Annotated in this window: 3 protein-coding genes; all 3 read left to right on the top strand. The window is 61.0% G+C overall.

What is annotated here, in order from left to right; genetic code table 11:
- The first annotated feature begins 152 nt into the window (after window positions 1–152).
- Window positions 153–794: a hypothetical protein gene (locus H5U38_16310; GenBank protein ID MBC7188589.1), complete on the top strand. Its 642-nt coding sequence runs from the start codon at window positions 153–155 to the stop codon at window positions 792–794.
- A gap of 1 nt (window position 795) precedes the next feature.
- On the top strand, window positions 796–2,115 hold the full coding sequence (locus tag H5U38_16305; GenBank protein MBC7188588.1) for a GWxTD domain-containing protein: 1,320 nt from the start codon (window positions 796–798) through the stop codon (window positions 2,113–2,115).
- Window positions 2,105–3,783 (top strand): hypothetical protein (locus H5U38_16300; protein ID MBC7188587.1); only part of this gene is annotated, 1,679 nt, incomplete at its 3' end. The genes H5U38_16305 and H5U38_16300, both read left to right, overlap by 11 nt.

Here is a 3,783-nt window from a genome sequence, read left to right as displayed (position 1 = left end):
TTCTGATGGCCCGGCGGCCAACGGCGGCTTCCTCTCTTGGCCACCCCTCAGCGTCTGGCGGTGTGCCCGCAAGACAAGCACGCAAGGAAGAAAGAGAACAAGACCCGGTTGCCGCCGGTAGCGGAACAATCACACTTTAGCAGGAAGAGACTATGCGGCGCATGGTAAGAGCGGCATTGGTGTTTGGGTTGGCGTTGCTGGTAGGATGCGCAGGAGGCATGGCTTCGTTGCAGGAACCGGTGGAGGGGAAGAACCTCCTCATCGGCTCTGTGATTTTCGAAAACAGTGGCTACCAGAACAGGTACGATGTCTACTTCGCCAACGTGGAGGTGGCCGTCATCGGGTACTCCCAGGAGGACGGCAAGGAGAAGTTGTTCGGCAAATGGGTAGTGACTGATGAGAACGGCTACTTTTTCATTCCTAACGTGCCGGACGGCAAATACGCGCTCAAAGGTCTGCGAGTGAACATGCCCGGGGTGGCGTTCCTCACCATTGCCAACGAATTCCGCAGCACCGTGAGCAACTATGAGATACAGCCGAGCGAGACCGTGGCCTTTAGCGGTACCTTTTTCGACATCCGCCCCGAGAATAGGATCGTGAACCTGAAGCATAACTATTTCACCTTGTTCTCCAATCGGGAGATCCGCCACGGTGCCTACGATAGGATCTCTGCTTTCACGGCTTCCAATGGGCAGGAGATCGAACGGCCGCCCATCTTCCAATACTTCCTGGAGAAGTTTCCGCACACGGGGTGGCGACCATTCCTGGAAGCAGAGCTGGCGAGGGTGCGGTAGCGTGGCAGGTTTGTGGGCGCTGGCTTTTGCAGTGGGAGGTTGGGCAGTTGCACCCGCTGCCCAGCAAGGGGCGCTTCGTTTGAATTGCGACTGGGCGGCCTTCAAAGAGCTGCGTAGTGCAGGGGCGACCTACCAGGAGGTGTATCTGGGCATTCCTCATGGGCAGCTCCGCTTCAGCGCCACCGAGGGGGGGTGGTTGGCCGGCTACTCCGTGCGGGTGCGCCTCCTGACTGGCGCTGGGCAGGCTGTTGGGGAACGCACCTGGCAGAGCGTGGTGCGCGCTGACTCGCTGCAGGACAGCCAACGACAGACATCCCTGGAGGTGGTCGGCTTCGTGGTGCATGAGGATTCGCTCCTCTTGGACGTCGAGGTAGAGGATCTGAATTCGGGCATGCGTGGCTCACTGCAGACCTGGGTGCAGGTGCCCACCTTTGCTGACTCTGGCCTGCAGATGAGCGAGGTGGAGTTGGCAGGCTCCATCGAGCGTGCAGTTGCGGACAATCCTTTTGTGAAGAGTGGCTTTCAAGTGCTTCCCAACCCTTCGCGCATCTATGGCCTCGACTCGCCTTTCTTGTATTTCTACTGCGAACTGTACAATCTGGTGGCGGGGCAGAGCTGCCTGCGCCAGTGGTCGGTTGTAGACGACCAAGGCAACCCCGTGCACGCGGGGCAGAGGAGCATGCGGCCGCGCGCCCCCACCGCGGTGTGGGCGGAAAAGATCAACCTCTTAGGGGTGGCCTCTGGACGTTATGTGCTGCGGCTGGCCGTCACCGATAGCGCCAGCGGCGCCACTGTGCAGCGGGAGACCCCTTTTTGGTTCAGCAATCCCGCCGTGGTCAGCTCGCCTCGCCAGCTGGACGAGCAGCAAGCAGCCCAGGCCCGTGCCCAACTTACCTACTTGGTGAGCGACCAGGAGCTGCGCCTGTTTGACCAGCTGGATGCGCAGGCCAAGGCCAGATATGTCGCCTCCTTTTGGGCGCAGTTTTCGCCCCAGTTCCGGTTGGAACATCTGCGCCGCTTTGACGCTGCGAACCGGTTGTTCGGCTCGCCGACCACTCCTGGTTGGCAGTCCGACCGCGGGCGGGTCTACATCATGTATGGGCCCCCGGACGAAGTAGAGCGGGAGCCGGCCAGCGTCGATACGCGCGCCTACGAGATCTGGATCTACGAGAACCTCAAGAGCCAGGGGCGAGTGGAGTTTGTCTTCTGTGACTATGGCCTTTACGGCAACTATCGTCTCGTGCACTGCACGCTGAAGAGTGGGGAGCGGTTGGAGATCTACAATCCTGACTGGCGCGAGGAGATAAGGATTGCCCGCTGAGCAGGGCAAAGGGCACGGGACACGCGGCGAGGCCAAGCCTCCGACGACCTGGCGGCAGAGGCTGGCCCTCATGGTGTCCGGGCTATTCTTCCTGGGGCTCGCCGAAGGAGCACTCCGCTTGGCAGGTATGGGCAACCCAGCCAGGCGCCTCGACCCTTTTGTCGGCTTTGAAAGGGTTTATCCGTTATGGGTGGAGAGCAAAGCAGGGGATGGCCGGCTGATGATGGCCACCGCCCCCAATAAGCTGCCCTTCTTCAATCATCAGGAATTCTCCGCAAAGAAAGCCCCCGGCACGGTCCGCATCTTTTGCTTCGGCGGCTCAACCACCTACGGTCGCCCTCACAGAGGCGAGACCGCTTTTCCGAGATGGCTTGCAATCATCCTCCAGCTACAGGACCCTGATCATCGCTACGAAGTCATCAACGCCGGCGGCATCTCCTACGCCAGCTACCGCGTTGCCCACCTGGTAGAGGAGGCATTGCGCTACGAACCGGACGTGTTCGTGCTATACAGCGGGCACAACGAGTTTCTGGAGGGGCGCACCTATGATGCACTCCTGCACCAGCCTCCCGCGGTGCGGAAAGCGAGGCTGCTCATGGACAGCTCAGCGCTCTACGCTGCCTTGCGCCCCGCGGTTGGGTGCCTGCAGAGGATAGTTCTCGGCCAAGGGGAGGAGAAGCCGCCACTGGAGGATGAGGTCGGTGCCATCCTTGATGCCAGTGCCGGCCTGGAGCGGTACTCGCGGCAGACTCTGCAGCGCGAGCAGGCCTATGCCCGCTGCCGTTACAACCTGGAACGCATGGTGGCCATCGCCCGGCAGCATCACGTCAAGATGCTGCCGGCAACGCTGCCCACAAACCTCAAAGACTTTTCCCCTTTCAAGTCTGAACACCGCGAGCCGTGGAACCAAGAGCAACAGGAGTGGTGGGATGAACACTTTCGCGCTGGCATTATTGCCGAGGCTCGCGGACTGTACCAAGAGGCACTGGCCGTCTACCAACAATGTTACCAGCTCGATGATCAGCACGCGGAATTGGGCTACCGCATTGGTTGCTGTCTGCACAAGCTGGGGCACCTTGAGCTGGCCAAGCAGTATTTGCTGCTGGCCAGGGAGTTGGATGTCTGCCCGCTGCGAGCACCTGGGGAGGTCAACCGGATCATCCGGGACGTAGCCTGCCGCTATGGGCTCGCCCTGGTCGATGTGGAGGAGGAGTTTGCACGCCGTTCGCCCCAGGGGGTGATGGACTCTTCTTTGTTGCTGGAACACCTGCATCCGACGGTGCACGGCCATCAGCTTATCGCCGAGGTGCTGGCCCAGCAGATGCAACACCTGGGGTGGGTGCCCGCCGCCAGGGCAGTGACCGACCAAGAGCGCCTGGCTGCCTATGAACGGGTGATGCACGCGCTGCCCCCTGACTACTACCTGGAAGGCACGCTCAACCTGGCCAAAGTCCTCGGCTGGGCCGGCAAAGAGGGGGAAAAGTTGGCGCTCCTGCGCCGCCACCAGCAACAGCTCCAGGGCCACGCCGAATTTCACTACATGATGGGCAATAGCATGCTGCGCCGTGGAGAGGTGGCAGAGGCGACGAGGGAGTTCCGTTGCTGCATCCAACTGAGTCCCTCCTTTGCCAACGCCTACACCAATCTTGGCATGGCGTTAGAGCAGAG

The sequence above is a fragment of the Calditrichota bacterium genome, assembly GCA_014359355.1.
Taxonomy (GTDB): domain Bacteria; phylum Zhuqueibacterota; class Zhuqueibacteria; order JANLFK01; family Oleimicrobiaceae; genus Oleimicrobium.
This window is presented reverse-complemented; position numbering and strand designations above follow the sequence as displayed.